Annotated in this window: 12 protein-coding genes and 2 tRNA genes; 11 read left to right on the top strand and 3 right to left on the bottom strand. The window is 64.3% G+C overall.

Features of this window, described 5'->3' with window-relative positions; all coding sequences use genetic code 11:
- Positions 1-65: 65 nt before the first annotated feature.
- Positions 66-710: a VTT domain-containing protein gene (locus FHW83_RS04070; protein WP_176645091.1), complete on the bottom strand. Its 645-nt coding sequence runs from the start codon at positions 708-710 to the stop codon at positions 66-68.
- 92 nt (positions 711-802) lie between these two features.
- Here FHW83_RS04070 and FHW83_RS04065 point away from each other — a divergent pair, with 92 nt between their 5' ends.
- Genes FHW83_RS04065 through miaA form a run of 3 tightly spaced genes read left to right on the top strand, consistent with a single transcriptional unit; the run spans position 803 to position 4,636 of the window.
- A complete protein-coding gene (locus FHW83_RS04065) occupies positions 803-1,720 on the top strand; it encodes a peptidylprolyl isomerase (protein ID WP_176645090.1) in 918 nt (305 codons plus the stop codon).
- 7 nt (positions 1,721-1,727) lie between these two features.
- Complete coding sequence (gene mutL / locus FHW83_RS04060; RefSeq protein ID WP_176645089.1) at positions 1,728-3,686, top strand: DNA mismatch repair endonuclease MutL; 1,959 nt, start codon at positions 1,728-1,730, stop codon at positions 3,684-3,686.
- A gap of 2 nt (positions 3,687-3,688) precedes the next feature.
- Complete coding sequence (gene miaA / locus FHW83_RS04055; protein ID WP_176645088.1) at positions 3,689-4,636, top strand: tRNA (adenosine(37)-N6)-dimethylallyltransferase MiaA; 948 nt, start codon at positions 3,689-3,691, stop codon at positions 4,634-4,636.
- A 12-nt stretch (positions 4,637-4,648) separates the two neighbouring features.
- On the opposite strand, the gene FHW83_RS04050 is transcribed toward miaA, so the two are convergent.
- On the bottom strand, positions 4,649-5,053 hold the full coding sequence (locus tag FHW83_RS04050) for a VOC family protein (RefSeq protein ID WP_176645087.1): 405 nt from the start codon (positions 5,051-5,053) through the stop codon (positions 4,649-4,651).
- Between the two features lie 313 nt (positions 5,054-5,366).
- Here FHW83_RS04050 and FHW83_RS04045 point away from each other — a divergent pair.
- The 8 genes from FHW83_RS04045 (at position 5,367) to FHW83_RS04010 (ending at position 14,283) form a co-directional block, all read left to right on the top strand.
- A tRNA-Met gene (locus FHW83_RS04045) sits at positions 5,367-5,443 on the top strand.
- Between the two features lie 65 nt (positions 5,444-5,508).
- A tRNA-Met gene (locus FHW83_RS04040) sits at positions 5,509-5,585 on the top strand.
- 106 nt (positions 5,586-5,691) lie between these two features.
- On the top strand, positions 5,692-5,922 hold the full coding sequence (locus FHW83_RS04035; protein WP_176645086.1) for a hypothetical protein: 231 nt from the start codon (positions 5,692-5,694) through the stop codon (positions 5,920-5,922).
- Complete coding sequence (locus tag FHW83_RS04030) at positions 5,913-6,341, top strand: PIN domain-containing protein (protein WP_176645085.1); 429 nt, start codon at positions 5,913-5,915, stop codon at positions 6,339-6,341. The genes FHW83_RS04035 and FHW83_RS04030 overlap by 10 nt, the downstream gene beginning before the upstream one ends.
- A 283-nt stretch (positions 6,342-6,624) precedes the next feature.
- Complete coding sequence (locus FHW83_RS04025; protein WP_176645084.1) at positions 6,625-9,489, top strand: TonB-dependent receptor; 2,865 nt, start codon at positions 6,625-6,627, stop codon at positions 9,487-9,489.
- 3 nt (positions 9,490-9,492) lie between these two features.
- Positions 9,493-10,623, top strand: coding sequence for a glycoside hydrolase family 88 protein (locus FHW83_RS04020; protein WP_229224012.1), 1,131 nt, complete (start codon positions 9,493-9,495; stop codon positions 10,621-10,623).
- 13 nt (positions 10,624-10,636) lie between these two features.
- Positions 10,637-11,923 (top strand): DUF2264 domain-containing protein, encoded by a 1,287-nt coding sequence (locus FHW83_RS04015; RefSeq protein ID WP_176645083.1) that lies wholly within the window; start codon positions 10,637-10,639, stop codon positions 11,921-11,923.
- The gene (locus FHW83_RS04010; RefSeq protein WP_176645082.1) at positions 11,923-14,283 is read left to right on the top strand and encodes a beta-galactosidase; all 2,361 of its coding nucleotides are present in this window, start codon (positions 11,923-11,925) and stop codon (positions 14,281-14,283) included. The genes FHW83_RS04015 and FHW83_RS04010 overlap by 1 nt, the downstream gene beginning before the upstream one ends.
- Here FHW83_RS04010 and FHW83_RS04005 read toward each other — a convergent pair.
- The gene (locus FHW83_RS04005; protein WP_229224011.1) at positions 14,280-15,041 is read right to left on the bottom strand and encodes an AraC family transcriptional regulator; all 762 of its coding nucleotides are present in this window, start codon (positions 15,039-15,041) and stop codon (positions 14,280-14,282) included. The two genes, FHW83_RS04010 and FHW83_RS04005, sit on opposite strands and share 4 nt — an antisense overlap.
- Between the last annotated feature and the right edge of the window lie 18 nt (positions 15,042-15,059).

Below are 15,059 nucleotides of genomic sequence, written 5' to 3'. Positions count from 1 at the left end.
GAGGCGCGGGGAAACTGTCAAAACGTCACGCTGCGGCGCCGGCGCAGCGTGACTGCATGCGGGTTTCAGCGGCTTTGCAGACGGCGCGACAGCTTGTACACGCCGCCGATGGCCATCGGCACCACCGCCACGCCCACGCCGACCAGCACGATCTCGGTCAGGTGCTCGCGCACGATAGGGATGTTGCCGAAGAAGTAGCCGGCGGTGGTCAGCAGCACCACCCACAGGATCGCGCCAGCGAAGTTGTACAGCTGGAAGCGGGCGAAGGTCATGTCCGACACGCCGGCCACGAACGGGGCGAAGGTACGCACCACCGGCACGAAGCGCGCCAGCACAATGGTCTTGCCGCCGTGCTTTTCGAAGAAATCGTGGGTCTTCTTCAGGGCGTCCTTGTTGATCCAGCGGTAATCGTGGGTGAACACCTTTTGCCCGACCTTCTCGCCTATCCAGTAATTGCAGGTGTTGCCGGTGATGGCGGCGGTGGTCAGCAGGAACATCAGCAGCGGCAGGTTCATTTCGCCCACCGCGCACAGGGCGCCGGCGATGAACAGCAGCGTGTCGCCGGGGAAGAAGAACAGAACGACCAGGCCGGTCTCGGCGAAGATGATGGCGAACAGTACGACGTAGATCAGCGTTCCGTATTGCTGGATCAGCACTTCCAGTGTTTTGTCGACATGAAGAATCATGTCAAAAAATTGCATAAAATCCATATTCTTCCCATAAAGTGAGCGCCAGAATCATACACCACCTGCGGCCCGGCGGACGTAGTTTACAATGGTTGGCCCCACCTAGGAGAGTTTGCATGACTTTATTCCGCAGCTTACGCGTTTTATCCCTGCCGGCACTGGCCGCGACCCTGGCCGCCACCGCCGCCGACCTGCCGGTGCGCCCGAGCGCCGGCGAAATCGTCAAGACCTCCCAACCGTCGGACTGGCGCCCGCTGGACCCGCAAAACACCCTGTACATGGAGCTGCCGGGCGGACGCGTGGTGATCGAGCTGGCGCCGGATTTCGCGCCGCAAGCCATCGCCAACATCAAGACGCTGGTGAAGGAACGCTATTTCGACGGGCTGGCGGTGAACCGCTCGCAGGACAACTACGTGGCGCAGTGGGGCGACCCGAACGCGGAAACCAATCCCAAGTCCCTCGGTTCGGCCAAAACCAAGGTGCCGGGCGAGTTCACGGTGCCGATGTCGAACGACAAGCGCTTCGTGCGCCAGAAGGATTTCGACGGCTACGCGCCGCAGATCGGCCACTCCAACGGTTTCCCGGTGGGGCGCGATCCCAAGGCCGGCACCACCTGGCTGGCGCATTGCTACGGCATGGTGGGCGTGGGCCGCGACAACGACACCGACAGCGGCACCGGCGCCGAGCTGTACGCGGTGAACGGCCACGCGCCGCGCCACCTGGACCGCAACATCACCGTGGTGGGACGGGTGGTATCGGGCATGCCGCTGCTGGCCACCCTGCCGCGCGGCGGCGAGACCATGGGCTTCTACGGGCCCAAGGAGGCGCGCACGCCTATCATCTCGGTGCGGCTGGCGGCCGATGTGCCGGAGACGGAACGCAGCCATCTGGAAGTGATGCGCAGCGAGGCGCCGATCTACCAGAAAGTGATCGAGGCGCAGCGCAATCGCGGCGGCCCGTGGAATAAATACGCGGCCAACTACGTGGAGCTGTGCAACGCCGCCATCCCGGTGCGGGAAGCGGGCAAGTTATAATCCCGGGATGAACGCGCCAGACACCTCCGCCCACGCCCCACGCCCTATCCAGGCCCTGCCTGACCAGCTGATTTCCCAGATCGCCGCCGGCGAGGTGGTGGAACGGCCGTCGGCGGTGGTCAAGGAGCTGCTGGAGAACGCGCTGGACGCCGGCGCCACCCAGATCACGGTGCGGCTGGAGGAAGGCGGCGTCAAACGCATTTGCATCACCGACAACGGCCGCGGCATCCCGCACGAGCAGATGCCGTTGGCGCTGGCGCGCCACGCCACCTCCAAGATCGCCTCGCTGCACGATCTGGAAAATGTCGGCACCCTGGGCTTCCGGGGCGAGGCGCTGGCCTCCATCGCCTCGGTGGCGCAGGTGACCATCACCTCGCGTACCGCCGATGCCGCCCACGCGTGGGAAATCGAAGGCTCGCACAACGCCACGCCCACCCCGTCCTCGGGCGCGCTGGGCACCACCATCGACGTCAAGGACCTGTACTACAACACGCCGGCGCGCCGCAAGTTCCTGAAATCCGAGCAGACCGAATACGGCCACTGCGCGGAAGTGGTGCGCCGCATCGCGCTGGCGCGGCCGGACGTGTCGTTCTCGCTCACCCACAACGGCCGCACGGTCGACCACTGGAACGTGAGCGAAATCGCCAGGCGCAGCGCGCAGATCCTGGGCGATGGCTTCGCCGAGGCGCGCCTGCCGGTGGACGAGACGGTGGGGCCATTGCGCCTGCACGGCTACATCGGCTTGCCGACCGCCTCCAAGGCGCGCGCGGACGGCCAGTTCTTCTACGTGAACGGGCGCTTCGTGCGCGACAAGGTGCTGGTGCACGCCGTGAAGGCGGCCTACCAGGACGTGCTGCATGGCGACCGCTTCCCTTCGTACGTGCTGTCGCTGGACATGGACCCGGCGCTGGTGGACGTCAACGTGCACCCCTCGAAAATCGAGGTGCGCTTCCGCGATGGACGCGCGGTGCACCAGTGCGTGTTCCATGCCGTGCAGCGCGCGCTGGCGCAAACCTCGGCCACCGCGCACGGCAGCGTGCCCTCGCCGCTGCCCGCCGCCGACAGCCTGAACGCCACCCCGGCCTGGCGCGGCGAGCAAACCTCGTTCGGCTCCCTGCTGGCGCCGGACTACACGCCGACCTTCTCGCCATCGCCGTTCGGCTCGCGCGGCGCGGACACCGGCAGTGTCAGCACCTCCTACACGCCGCCACGCTTCACCGCTGAAGGCGGCGTCGCGCAGAGCCTTGAAAATTACGGCGCCATGTTCCGCGCCGACGACCGCCCTGCCCCGCCCGCGCGCAACGAATCCGACCTGGCCCTGCCGCAGGCCAGCAGCTTCACCGTCTCCGCCGCCGCCATGGCGCAGGAAGAATTCCCGCTCGGCTTCGCGCTGGCGCAGCTGCACGGCATCTACATCCTGGCGCAGAACGCCAAGGGCCTGGTGCTGGTCGACATGCACGCCGCCCACGAGCGCATCCTGTACGAACAATTGAAAACCGCCTTGAACAGCCGCGTGGCCGGCGAGGAAATGCAGGTGCAACCGCTGCTCATCCCCGTCACGTTCTACGCGGACGCGGTGGAAGTCGGCACCGCCGAAGAGCATCAGGACACCCTGCGGGCGCTGGGCTTCGACATCGCCGTCCTCTCGCCCACCACGCTGGCGGTGCGCTCGGTCCCGGTCCTGCTGAAAAACGCCGACGCCCAGACGCTGGCGCGCGACGTGCTGCGCGACGTGCGCGAATTCGGCGGCTCGCGCGTGCTGATCGAACGCCAGAACGAACTGCTCGGCACCCTGGCCTGCCACACCGCCGTGCGCGCCAACCGCATCCTCTCGCTGCAGGAAATGAACGCCCTGCTGCGCCACATGGAAAGCACCGAGCGCGCCGACCAGTGCAACCACGGCCGCCCGACGTGGGTGCAGGTCGAGATCGGCGCGTTGGATAAGCTGTTCCTGCGCGGCCAATAATCATGAGCACCAAACCACTGGCCGTCGCCATCATGGGTCCGACGGCGTCGGGCAAAACCGCCTCCGCCCTGGCGATCGCGGAGCGCATCCCGTCGGAGATCATCTCGGTCGATTCCGCGCTGGTGTATCGCGGCATGGACATCGGCACCGCCAAGCCGACCAGGGAAGAACTGGCCGCCGTGCCGCACCACCTGATCGACATCATCGACCCGCTGGATTCCTACTCGGTGGCGCAATTTCGCAAGGACACGCTGCGCCTGGTCGATGAGATCAACGCGCGCGGCAAACTGCCGTTGCTGGTCGGCGGCACCATGCTGTACTTCAAGGGCCTGGCCGATGGGCTGGACGACCTGCCCGGCGCCGATCCCGCCGTGCGCGCCGCGCTGGATGAGGAAGCGGCCCGGTTCGGCTGGCCGGCCATGCACGCGCGCCTGGCCGCGGTCGACCCGGAAACCGCCGCGCGGCTGGCGCCGGCCGACTCGCAACGCATCCAGCGCGCGCTGGAAATCCACACGCTGAGCGGCAAGCCCATGTCCGAACTGCTGGCGCAGCGTGAGCAAACCGAACTGCCGTTCGAGCTGCTGTCGTTCGCGCTGGAGCCGTCCGATCGCGCGGTGCTGCACCAGCGCATCGCGCGCCGTTTCGACATCATGCTGGAAGAAAGCCCGCAGGGTAACCTCATCACCGAGGTGGAGGCCTTGCGCAGGCGTGGCGACCTGCACCTCGGGCTGCCGTCGATCCGCTGCGTGGGCTACCGGCAGGCGTGGGAATACCTGGACGGCAGCATCGACTATCAAACCATGCGCGAGACCGGCATCATCGCCACGCGCCAGCTGGCCAAGCGGCAGCTGACGTGGCTGCGCTCGATGCCGGAGCGGGTGGTGCTGGACTGCCTCGGCCCGAATCCGGCCGGCGCCATGCTGGCGCAGATTGCCGAACGGCTGGCTTAGTCCGCAGAAACGTCAGTGCTTGGACGGCTCGCCGCTCATGTGCACCAGTTCCCACAGGTGGCCGTCGGGGTCCTCGTAGCCGTGGCCGTACATGAAGCCGTGGTCTTGCGGGTCCTTGTAGGCGCGGCCGCCGGCCTCCACCGCCTTGGCCACCATGTCGATCACCGCCTGGCGCGACTCCAGCTGCAGGCAGGTCAGCACCTCGGTTGACGTGCGCGCGTCGCTCACCGGCTTGGGCGTGAACTCCCTGAAGCGGGTTTCGGTCAGCAGCATCACGTAAATATTCTCGGCCACGATCATGCAAGTGGCGGACTCGTCCGTGTAATGCTGGTTGAAGCTGTAGCCCAGATGCGTGAAGAACTTGATCGATTTCTGCAAATCGCGCACCGGCAGGTTCACAAAGATATTGGTCGCCATGTCGCCCCCGTTAAAATTCTGCTCACACGGCAGAATACCAATATGCCAAGGTTTTGACGACAGCCGCACGATAGCGGTCATGTCGTTCAGTTAAACGGCGTCGTTCCGGCGAAGGCCGGAACCCATAGAACGCATATACTCTGGTAACGCATGCTTTGTATGGACCGCATCGCCGGACCGTCCGCTTGCGCCGGAATGACGAATTAAGCGCAAACTGAACGGCATTAGCACGATAGGGGGTCACTTTTTTGAAAAAAGTGGGGCTGGTTCCTTGACACTGCGGACATCACCCCCGATAATATCGGGCGTTGCAGGTGATATAGCTCAGTTGGTTAGAGCATAGCATTCATAATGCTAGGGTCGGTGGTTCAAGTCCACCTATCACCACCACAGAATTTCATGACGAATGGCCTGACCGGCGACGGCACAGGCCATTTTGTTTCAGCGACAGTTTCGGTGATATAGCTCAGTTGGTTAGAGCATAGCATTCATAATGCTAGGGTCGGTGGTTCAAGTCCACCTATCACCACCAGATCCGGAAGCCGCAAATCACGCGTGTGATTTGCGGCTTTTTCGTTTTGGATCAATCAAATCGCAGATCGGCGGCGCGATAATGTCCCTCTCCAAGGAGGTACATCATGAACGACCGACCTGAACCATGGGACTGGCCTGATCCAGTCCAAGACGAAATATCTTCTGAAGACTTGGCTATGATCGTGCGGGAGATGAAAAAGGATCCTGACTACGAGACTAACCGCATCCGTCGAATAGCAGCACTGAAAGAGATATTTGGATTGTGGACAGGGCGCAACGACATTCCTAATGACGGCCTTGAGTATCAACGCATGATGAGGGAAGAATGGGAATAGTCCTGTTCGATACCAACATCCTGATCGATGCGCTTCACTCGCATCAGGAAGCCTTCGACGAACTTTCAGCATGGGGGACGCCGACGATCAGCGTCATCACTTTTGCTGAGGTTTATGCAGGCACCACTCCCCGCGAGGCGCTTCGGATCCAAAAATTCATGAACCACTTTGGTTTTGAAGTGATTCACACAGACGACCTGATCATGATGCTTGCAACGTCACTCAGGCATGCTAGCGTACGCAAACGGCGCAAAATTGCCCTTCCTGACGCCATCATCATGGCGACTGCGCAAGCGTATCGCCTTCTTGTCGTTACCCGCAACACAAAGGATTTCAAAGGACCGAACGTCCGTATTCCCTATGAGCTGGAAACTGTTTCCACCACCCGCGTGATCAACGTCCGCCCCCTGCCCTCGTAGGTTTTTTTCCACAAATCGTATAGAAATTTTGCATTGGTCTATACGATGTCGGCATACCAGAACGTTTAAATAATCACCATCTTGAGCGTTTCCACTTTCACCATATAGTCGGAAAACCCTCGTTCATAGATAAACCGGGCCTTGCCGCCCGTTTGCGTCCATTCCAACACCGCAATAAAACGTTTTCTAATCGTATTGCTCACGCAACGCGAAGTGTTTAGTCTTGCTTCTGACAGGTCATCAGACAACCTGCACCATCCCAGAACTAATCACTGAGGAAGACATGAAAAAGAAAATACTGGAGACTCTGGTTCCGCTCGCACTGGCGGCCATGTATGCACCTGCGGCGCTGGCGCAGGACACCACCAAGGAACAAGCTCCCGCCCCGGCTCCGGCCGCCGCCGACGACTCCGCCACCACCACCACCGTGGTGGTGACCGGCTTCCGCTCCAGCCTGCAAAAGGCGCTGAACCTCAAGCAGCAGGCCATCGGCGTGCGCGACTCCATCGTGGCGGAGGACATCGGCAAATTCCCCGAGGCTAACGTGGCCGAATCGCTGCAGCGCGTGCCGGGCGTGATCCTGAACCGCGACGAGTCGTCCGGCGAGGGCCAGCGCATCTCGATCCGCGGCCTGCCGACCGAATACTCGGTCACCACCCTGAACGGCGCGCCGGTCAACACCACCTCCACCGCCACCATCGGCTCGGCCGCGCGCGGCTTCAACTACGACGTGTTCGCCTCCGAGCTGTTCGGCCGCGTGGACTTCTACAAGTCGCCGCTGGCCGAGCTGACCGAAGGCGGCCTGGGCGGCGTGGTCGACCTGCAGACCCCGCGCCCGTTCGACAATCCGAAGCGCACCATCCGCTACGGCCTGACCGACACCTACAACACCGCCTCCAAGCACAACGACCCGAACGGCTTCGTGCTGTACTCGAACACCTGGGACAACCTGGGCTTCCTGATCGGCGCCTCGCACTCGGGCAACGTCAACACCCGTTCCGGCTTCGAGGCGACCGGCGGCTACAACAGCTCGGCCAACGGCAGCTCCAGCCCGGTCAAGGGCAACTTCGCCCTGGCGCTGGACTTCGACAGCCCGCTGGCCAACCTCGGCAGCTACACCCGCGCCCAGGTGGCGAACGCCTTCCTGCCGCGCATCTATCGCTTCTACGGTTCGGAAAACGAGCGCACGCGTGACGGCCTGGTGTCGTCTGTGCAGTGGAAAACCTCGACCCTGAACGTCAGCCTGGACACCATGTACTCCAAGCTGGAGAACACCCGCAAGGAGCAGCTGTTCGGCATCCTGATCCGCAGCACCGCCACCACCAACCGCAACGCCCCGGTGGGCGCGTCCGGCAACAACGGCCTGATCCCGCTGAACGTGAAGATCGACCCGGCCACCAACCTGCTGACCGGCACCTTCGGCAACACCACCTACAACGCCGGCGCCGGCTACACCGAGGACGAGACCAAGTTCGGCTACGGCGCCCTGAACGCCAGCTGGAAGGCCAGCCCGAAACTGACCCTGAGCGGCCAGGCCAGCCTGAACCAGAGCACCGCCACCAGCGCCACCGGCCAGCTGTCCGGCTACATCTATGGCGCCACCTCGACCATCGACTACGGCGACGACCACGTCTACCCATCGATCTCCTCGCCCACCAGCTACACCGATCCCAACAGCTGGAGCGGCTTCACCATCAGCAGCGGCCGCACCAAGGAAACCGACAAGGGCAAGCAGGCGCGCGTGAGCGCCGATTACGACTACGACCTGCCCGGCGGCTGGACCGGCCACCTGAAGACCGGCCTGTCCTACGTGGCCACCATCAAGGGCGTCGACAAGCGCAACGGCACCGCGCTGGCCACGGCCAAGTTGAACAGCATCGGCGCGGCCGGCCTGCGCAGCGCCATGACCTCGCAGCTGCCGATCGACAACCTCGACTTCGGCGCCGGCTGGCCGCACAGCTGGGCCACCTGGAACAGCAGCTACTTCTACTCGCAGTTCGATCCGAACGTGTACAACCCGGACTCCACCTTCACGCCGTCGCAAAGCTTCGCGGCCGAGGAGGACGTGAAGACGGCGTTCGCGCAGTCCGACTTCAAGGGCGAGATCGCCGGCCACGAGCTGCGCATCAACGCCGGCGTGCGCTTCTCCAAGACCGAGACCAAGATCGACAACTTCAAGCAAAAGGGCACCAGCCTGGTCTACTCGCCGAATCACGAGCAAGGCTCCTACAGCAACGTGCTGCCGGCCATCAGCAGCGCCTTCGACGTGACGGACAACCTGATGTGGCGCGCCTCGTGGGGCAAGACCATCACCCGCGCCTCGCTGTCCATCATCGCCGCGCAGACCGTGATCCCGAACCAGTTCGACACCACCGCCACCTCGGGCAATCCGAACCTGCGTCCGCAGCAGTCGAAGAACCTGGACACCAGCCTGGAATGGTACTTCCAGCCGGGCAGCATGCTGTCGGCCGCCGTGTTCCAGAAAAAGCTGACCGACGCCACCGTGGCCAACACCCGCGTGGTGACCTTCGGTTCGCTGGGCCTGCCGGATACGGCGCTCGGCCCGCTGTTCCAGGACGCCAACGGCCACGTCGATCCTAACCTGGCGATGACGCTGCGCACCTACACCAACGCCGGCGAGCAAACGCTGAAGGGCTACGAGCTGGCCTACCAGCAGGCCTTCAGCTTCCTGCCGGCGCCATGGAACGGCCTCGGTGCGCTGGCCAGCTACACCCACATCAATCCCTTCAACAGCGTGCCCTGGGTGACCAACGCCGGCAAGGTGATCGATGTGAACTCCGTGCCGAAGTACGCCTACAGCACCACCGTCTACTTCGAGCAGGGCCCATGGGCCGCGCGCATGTCCTACAACTACAAGGACAAGTCGCTGCATCCGGACAGCCCGCGCAACCTCGGTGATGACCTGATCCGCTGGCGCGCAGGCCGCGGCTACCTGGACGCCAACATCAGCTACAAGATCAACGACAAGCTGGAACTGCGTCTGGATGCGCTCAACCTGAGCAACACGCTGGCGTACGATTACTTCGAAGACGCCAGCGGCAAATACGGCAGCGGCAAGAAGACGCGCATGGACTATGCGAAGTATGATGGCCGCACGATCAAAATCGGCATCCGGGGGAAACTCTAAACTATGATGAAACGACTCTACGCCGCCGGCTTGCTGGCGGCTAGCCTGGCCGGCTGCGCTTCGGCGCCGCCGGCGGTCGACACCTCCGAACAGGAGGTTGTCGGCATTATGAACAAGGTTAACAACTACTGGCAGCAGCGCGAGCCGGCGCAGAAGTGGGCGTTCTGGGACATCGCCGCCTACCACACCGGCAACATCGAAGCCTACCGCATCACCGGCAACAAGGCCTGGCTGAAGTACTCGCAGGACTGGGCCGCCCACAACGATTGGCAAGGCGCCAAATCCACCGACAAGAGCAAATGGAAGTACCAGTACGGCGAGACCGACGAGCATGTGCTGTTCGGCGACTGGCAGATCTGCTTCCAAACCTATGCCGACTTGTACCAGCTCGATAAAGATCCGAAAAAAATCGCCCGCGCGCGCGAGGTGATGGAGTATCAGATGAGCACTCCGAACAAGGATTACTGGTGGTGGTCGGACGGCCTTTACATGGTGATGCCGGTGATGACCAAGATGTACAAAATCACCGGCAACAAGCAATACCTCTCCAAGCTGTACGAGTATTTCGACTACTCCAACAGCATCATGTGGGACAAGGACGCGCAGCTGTACTACCGTGACGCGCGCTACGTCTATCCCAAGCACCAGAGCGTGAACGGCAAGAAGGACTTCTGGTCGCGCGGTGATGGCTGGGTGTTCGCCGGCCTGGCCAAGGTGCTGCAGGACCTGCCTCTGGACGATCCGCACCGCACCGATTTCCTGGTCAAGTATCAGCAGATGGCGCAGGCGCTGAAGGCAGCGCAAACGGAGGAAGGCTACTGGACCCGCAGCCTACTCGATCCGCAGCACGCGCCAGGACCGGAGACCAGCGGCACCGCCTTCTTCGTCTACGGCTACCTGTGGGGCATCAACAACGGCTTGCTGGACCGTGCCGAATACCTGCCGGTGGTGCGCAAGGGCTGGCGCTACCTGAGCACCACCGCCCTGCAGCCGGACGGCAAGGTCGGCTACGTGCAGCCGATCGGCGACCGCGCCATACCGGGACAGGTGGTGGACCAGAATTCGACCACGGCGTTCGGCGTGGGCGCCTACTTGCTGGCGTCCTCCGAGCTGGTGCGCCTGCTGCGTCAATAACAACGGAGACTGAATGGAACGACGTAACTTTATCCAGGCACTGGCCGCCGGCGCCGCAGCCGGCGGCATCGCGGCGAGCCAAGGCGCCGCTGCAGCAACCGCCAATGCAGCCACCGCAGCCAACGCAGGCGCCAGCGGCGCCGAAGCGCGCGCCCAACTGGCGGCGCTGGCGCAGAAAATGTCCGAGCCGGTGCTCACCAACATGGCCGCCGGCACCCTGAAAAAAAACTTCGCGCTCGAAGTCAGCCCCACCTGGGATGGCCGCGACAAGGGCGTGACCTACCTTGAATGCTTCGGCCGCCTGATCGCCGGCATCGCGCCATGGCTGGCCCTGCCCGACGACGGCACGCCCGAAGGCCGCACCCGCAAGCGCCTGCACCAACTGGCGCTGCAAAGCTACACCAACTCGGTCGACCCGGCCAGCCCGGACTACCTGCTGTGGAAAGGCCCCGGCCAGACGCTGGTCGATTCGGCCTACTTCACCAACGCCCTGATGCGCGCGCCGCAAGCCTTGTGGGAGCCGCTGGACGCCAGGACCAAGCAGCGCATCATCGCCGAGATCAAATCGCTGCGCCGCATCGAGCCGCCCTACATCAACTGGATGCTGTTCGCCGCCATGAACGAGGCGTGGCTGATGTCCATCGGCGAGGAATTCGACCCGATGCGCATGAACGTCGCCATCCGCAAGATCAACGAATGGTACGTCGGCGACGGCTGGATCAAGGACGGCGACGCCTTCCACTTCGACTACTACAACGCCTTCGTCATGCACCCGATGCTGGTCGAAATCCTCGACGTGCTGGATGCGAAAAAAGGCGCGTTCTGGAACGGCAAGCCGGAAGAGCTGCGCGCGCAAGCCATCAAGCGCATGCAGCGCTACGGCGAGCACCTGGAGCGCTTCATCTCCACCGACGGCAGCTTCCCGCCGATCGGCCGCTCGCTCACCTACCGCACCGCCGCGTTCCAGCCGCTGGCGCTGCTGGCGCTGCGCAAGCAACTGCCGCAAAGCCTGCCGGAAGGCCAGATCCGCGCCGCCATGCACGCCGTGCACAAGGCCGTGTGGTCGGCGCCGTCCAACTTCACCAAGGACGGCTACTTGACCATCGGCTTCGTCGGCCATCAACCGGAGCTGGGCGACTGGTATTCCAACAACGGCAGCATGTACATCGCCTCCGCCAGCCTGCTGCCGCTTGGCCTGCCGCCAAACGACAGCTACTGGACCGCGCCAGCGCAGGACTGGACCCAGAAAAAAGCCTTCGCGGGCGCCCGCTTCCCTAAAGACTACCCGGTGAACTACTAATGACGATTACTTCCGCATCCCGTCGCCGCATGCTGCGCGGCGCTGGCGCAGCGGCCGCCGCATCCGTCGGCAGCCTGATGCTGCCACTGTCCGCGCAAGCCGCCGCACGCTTCACCATCAGCGATACCGACTTCCTGCTGGACGGCCAGCGCCTGCAAATCCGCTGCGGCGAAATGCACTTCGCGCGCGTGCCGCGCGAGTACTGGCAGCACCGCCTGAAGGCCATCAAGGCCATGGGCCTGAACACCGTTTGCGCCTACCTGTTCTGGAATTACCATGAATGGCGCGAAGGCCGCTTCGACTGGCAAGGCCAGCGCGACGCGGCGGAGTTCTGCAAGCTCGCGCAGCAGGAAGGCCTGTGGGTCATCCTGCGTCCCGGCCCGTACGCCTGCGCCGAGTGGGAAATGGGCGGCCTGCCATGGTGGCTGCTGAAAAAGCCGGGCGACGCCTTCCTGCGCACGCGCGACGCCAACTTCGTGCAGCCGGCGCGCCGCTATCTGAAGGAAGTGGGCCGCGTGCTCGGCCCGCAGCAGATCACCCACGGCGGCCCGATACTGATGGTGCAGGTCGAGAACGAGTATGGCTTCTTCGGCGAAGACCTGTCGTACATGCGCGAGATGCGCGCCATGGTGCAGGACGCGGGCTTCGACGTGCCGCTGTTCCAGTGCAACCCGACCAACGCCGTGGTCAAGTCGCACATCGACGGCTTGTTCAACGTGGCCAACTTCGGCAGTGATCCGCTGACCGGCTTCAAGGCCCTGGACCAGGTGCAGAAGGGCCCGCGCATGTGCGGCGAATACTACTCCGGCTGGTTCGACACCTGGGGCGCGCCGCACCGCCGCGGATCGGCGGCCGGCGCGGTGGCCGACATCCAGACCATGCTGAAGATGAACGGCTCGTTCTCGCTGTACATGGCGCACGGCGGCACCAGCTTCGGCCTGTGGGGCGGTTGCGACCGCCCCTTCCGTCCGGACACCAGCAGCTACGACTACGACGCGCCGATCAGCGAAGCCGGATGGACCGGCGAGAAGTTCGCCGCCTACCGTGAGGGCATCAAGCCCTTCCTGCAGGCCGGCGAAACGCTGCCGCCCGCGCCCGCACCGAATCCGCTGATCGCCATCAAGCCATTCGCGCTGAAGGAGTCCTGCGCCGTGGCAGACGCGCTGCCGGCAAACGTGATCCGCGCGGTGTCGCCGCAGCCGATCGAGCAGTACGACATCAGCCGCGGCCTGGTCTCCTACCGCGTCACCCTGCCCGCCGGCCCGGCCGGCACGCTGGAAGCGGCCAAGGTGCGCGACCTCGCGTGGGTCAGCATCGACGGCAAGCAAGTCGGCACCATGGACACGCGCCATCGCCGCTTCAGCGTCGACCTGCCGGCGCGCAGCAAGCCGGCGACGCTTGAAATCCTGCTGTACACCATCGCCCGCGTGAACTTCGGCGTCGAGATCCATGACCGCAAGGGCCTGCATGGACCGGTGCAGCTCAATGGCAAGCCGCTGGAGAATTGGGAAATCCGCGCCATCGACTTCGACGCCGACGGCGTGCTGCCGCCGCTGACGTGGAAGACCGGCCGCACGCAAGGCGCGGCGTTCTGGCGCGGCGGCTTTGATGTCACCCAGACGGGCGACACCTTCCTCGACATGTCCGGCTGGGGCCAGGGTGTCGTCTGGATCAACGGCCGCTGCCTGGGGCGCTACTGGAGCATCGGCCCGACCCAGACCATGTACCTGCCCGGCCCGTGGATCAAACAAGGCCGCAACGAGGTGGTGGTGCTGGACCTGACCGGCCCGCGCACGGCGCGCATCGAGGGTCTTAAAGCGCCCATCCTCGACAAGCTGCGTCCGGAGCTGGACCTGGCGCGCCCGCCGAGCAAGGTGAAGCCGGCGCTGGAAGGCGTCAAGCCGGCCCACGAAGGCGAGTTCGCGCAAGGCTCCGCCGTGCAGGACGTGCTGTTCGCGCAGCCGGTGAAGGGCCGCCAGTTCTGCCTCGAATCGCTGGACGCCTTCGACGGCAAGCAGTACGCCGCCGTGGCCGAACTGGCGCTGCTGGGCACCGACGGCAAGCCGCTCAACCAGTCCAACTGGACCATCGCCTACGTCAGCAGCGAGGAGTTCACCAAGGAGGACGGCGGCGCGCTCAACGCCATCAACGGCCAGGCCTCGGACTTCTGGCACACCGCCTACAGCGGCAAGGCGGCGACCGCGCCGGGCGCCAAGCACCCGCACCGCCTGATCATCGACCTTGGCAAGGAGGACGTGGTGGCCGGCCTGCGCTACACCCCGCGTCAGGGGCCGGAAGGCGTCACCGGCCGCATCAGGCACTACCGCCTCTACGTCGGCCAGCAACTGGCGAAGGGCTAACCCTCGCTCTTGCGCCCGGCCGCCAGCTGACGGTACTGGCTGGGCGTGAGGCCGGTGGTGGCCTTGAACTGGCGGGTGAAGGCGGAGTGATCGCCGTAGCCGCAGGCCTGGGCGATTTCGGCCACGCTGGCGCCGCCGTTCAGCATGCGCGAGGCGGCGTCCACCCGCGTCTGGATGATCATCTGGCGCGGCGTCAGGTGGAAGATGCGCAGGAAGTAGCGCTCGATCTGCGCCACCGACATGTTCGCGATGCGCGCCAGCTCCGGCAGTTGCAGGGGCTGGCCGTACTGCTCATGAATCACGTTCACCGCCGCCGCCACCTTGCGGTAGGCAGGATTCTTTTTATCCGCCATCGCCAGGTCGCGCGAGATGCCGGTCAGGCCGATGATGCGGCCCTGCGCATCGCGCAGCGCGCTCTTGCGCGTCAGGCACCAGCCGGGATCGCGGTTGGGATACAGGTGCAGCTCCAGCTGGTCCTCGATGTCGGCGTCGCCCGCCAGCACCGCCATGTCCTGCGCCTGGTAGGTCTGGCCGAAGGGATGGGCAAACACCTCGGCCGGGGTGCGCCCGATCAGCGCCGACTTGTGCCGCTGGCCGCAACGCTGGACCAGCGTCTGGTTGACCACCACGTAGCGCCCCCCGAGGTCCTTGACGAAGAACACCACGTCCGGCAGGGCGTCGAACAGCCCCTCCGCGAAGAAGGGGTCGGCAATCTGTGCGCCGATCGCGTGGCGCGCGCTGTCATGGTCGTTCCGCATGCGCCCCATTGTGCACCA

It is taken from the genome of Duganella sp. SG902 (assembly GCF_013376005.1).
Classification (GTDB): Bacteria; Pseudomonadota; Gammaproteobacteria; order Burkholderiales; family Burkholderiaceae_D; genus Rugamonas.
The sequence above is the reverse complement of the archived record's forward strand: the minus strand, read 5'-3'. Positions and strand labels throughout refer to the sequence as shown.